The sequence below is a fragment of the Kitasatospora sp. NPDC001225 genome (assembly GCF_053597855.1).
On sequence record NZ_JBSFJC010000332.1, the window covers coordinates 1 to 2,818 of the forward strand.

Consider the following 2,818-nt stretch of genomic DNA (forward strand, 5'->3'; position numbering starts at 1 on the left):
GGCCAGGCATGCGGTGGCGCGGCCGGGGGCGGCGGTGGGACGGGCGGGCTGGGTGGCTGGTCGGGGGCGGGGTCGTGGTCGGGGTGGGTGTCGGGGTCGGGGTGGGCGTCGCGGTCGGCGAGGGGGTCGGGGTCGGGCTCGGCGAGGGGGTCGACGGTTCCAGCACCGGCAGGAAGGTCCGGGCGGAGTCGTCGTCGGGGTACGGGTCGACGACCGTCCCGGTGACGGTCCAGCCGAAGTCCGGGACGCCGGGCCGGGTGCCGACCAGGGTGGCCTTGATCCGGACCACCTGGCGCGGGGTCAGGGTGCCGAGTTCGCAGCGCAGGGCGGCCGCGTCGCACGTCCCGGTCGGGGTGGTCAGCTTGTCGAGCCGGGCACCGGTCGGCACCGAGACGGTGAGGGCGGTGCCGGGTGAGGGCGCGGGGCCCTTGTTGGTGACGGTGACGGTCACCTCGGTGCTGCCGTCGACGGGGACGGCCGGGGTCCGCTCGGGCACGCTGACCGCCAGGTCGACGGACTGCTGGACGGCCGGCTCCTTCTGGCGGCCCGGCAGCCGCCAGTCGAGCTCGGTGAGCTTGGCGGTGGCGAAGTCGTAGACCTTGAGCCCCTCCGGTGAGTTCGGCGGCGCGGCGCGGCGGGAGGTCAGGACCAGCTGCGCGCTGTTCGCCGTCCAGGCGACGTCGCGGGGCTGGAAGGGCCCGGTGGTGGGGCGGTCGGGCAGCGGCCGGGTGCAGGCGCCCTGGCCGAGCCCGGTGGGCACGACCACCGTGCAGTCCTCGCCGGTCGGCGAGGTGACGACGATGCCGTCCTGCTGGTTGTTCCCGCCGTCACCGGCCTTGCGGTTGAAGGCGATGCGGCGGCCGTCGGGGGCGAAGGCGGGGCTGTCGTCGATGACGTCGCAGTTGCCCGGGCAGGCCGTCCGGCTGAGGTCGGTCTGCCGGGTGAGGTCGTCGGCGGTGACGGTCCAGACGTGCAGGTTGCCGGCGTTCCCGTTGACCACCGCCGTCCGGGAGAAGGCGATCAGCTTGCCGTCGGGGGACCAGAACGGCTGGCCGTCGGAGGCGCCCTGCTGGCCGGCCGGCGGCTGGACGGTGCCGACGATCTTCCCGGTGGCGACCTCGGCGATCAGCACCCGCCCGGGCCGGGCCGGGTCCTGGCCGGTGGCCGGGGTGCTGCGGCTGAACACGATCAGCCGGCCGTCCGGGGAGATCGACGGGTCGGTGTCGCGGTCGTTCGGGCCGCGTCCGGCGAGGTTCATCGGCTGCGGGTCGGCGCCGTCGCCGTCGGCGGTCCAGATCCGCTGGATCCGTCCGGCCGGGCCGTCCTCGTAGCGGGTGACCACGATCCGGCGGCCGTCGGGCGTGTAGGTCTGGCGCTCGTACCAGGGGTCGAAGCCGGGGCGGGGGTGGAACAGCGGGTCGGCGCCCGGGTCGGTGCTGGTGTTGTCGGCGGCGGCCGGGTCCTCGCGGAGCACGCTGATGCCGAGGTCGCGCGGGTCGGAGCCGTCGGGGAGGACGTCCTCGACGTCGGCGACGTTGGCGCCGGAGGCGCTGGTCTGCTCGACGACGGGGCCGCCCTCGGTCTGGGTGCCCAGCCAGGTCGGCGTGGCGATCAGCCGGTTGGCGCGGTAGAGCACCTTCGGCGCTTCGCAGTTGCAGGTCAGCGCCCGGTAGAGGTTCACCACCGGCGGCCGGGACGGGTCGGGCTGCGGGGTCGGGTCGTTGGGGTCGAGCAGGTCGGCGCTGAGGAAGAGCACCCCGCTGCCGTCGGCCAGCCAGCCGGCCGAGCCGGTCTTCCAGGTGGAGCCGGTGCCGGGGAAGAAGGCCTTCTCGCCGCCGGTGGGCGAGGTGAGGACCAGGGTGCGGCCCTGGGCGCCCTCGTCCCGGGTGTAGACGATCTCGTTGCGGTGGGCGTCGTCGTTCACCGGGTTCCAGGCCGGGTCCACGGCGTCCCCGCTGGTCACGCTGGTGACCTTGACGGGCGCGCCGCCCTCGAACGGCCGCAGGTAGATCTGACGGTGCGACGGTTCGCCGTCGCAGGAGTACGCGATCCACTTGCCGTCGGGCGAGACCGTCGGGTGGGTCTCGTCGGCCGCGCCCTCGGTGATCCGGCGCAGGCCGCTGCCGTCCCGGTTGACGGCCCACAGGACGTGCCGGGGGCCGGCGTCCCCGGCGCGGGGCTCCAGGGCCTCGAAGACGACGCCCTTGCCGTCGGGGGCGAGCGCGGGGTGGGCGGTGTCCATGCCGGTGGTGAGCCGGTGCACCGCGCCGGCCGCGTCGCGCAGGTACACCTGGGGCAGCGGGCCGTCCCGCAGGCTGGTGAAGACGAGTTCGCCGCCGCGGGCGGACGGGTCCCGGTCGAAGTGGATCGGGCCGGGCCCGAACAGCGGGGCGCTGTCCGTCATGCCGGTCACCCGGCCGAGGCCGCGGTGGTCGGTGCCGGCGAAGACGATCCGCCCGGCCGCCGGGTCGACCGCGGCCGCCGGGGCCGCGGCGGCGCCCTGCCCTCCGGGGGCGGCCCCGGCCAGGGTCACCAGGGCCGTCGCGAGCGCGAGCAGCGCCGCGAGGGCGGCCCGGGCCGGCCGCCGGGCGGAGCGGGGAGTGGCGGTGGCGCCGATCACGGCTCGACCTCACAGGTTGCAGGGGCGGTCTCCCCCGCAGTCTCCTGGGCCCGGGCGCCCGGGGACAGAGCCCGGGCACCCTTGGCGGGGGAAGCACCTCCTGTCCCCAAAGGGCAGACCGCCGGCGCCGTGCACGGGAAGTCGCCCGGCCGACTTCCCGTGCACGGCGCCCCGGAACGCCAGCGCCCCCGGATCGGC

The 2,818-nt window shown here is 76.3% G+C and carries 1 protein-coding gene; it reads right to left on the reverse strand.

Annotation, left to right across the window (positions count from 1 at the left end; all coding sequences use genetic code 11):
- Nucleotides 1–2,620, reverse strand: a 2,620-nt coding sequence (locus ACWDCZ_RS40020; protein WP_449818552.1) for a hypothetical protein, incomplete at its 3' end; no start/stop codon positions are given.
- Nucleotides 2,621–2,818 lie beyond the last annotated feature (198 nt).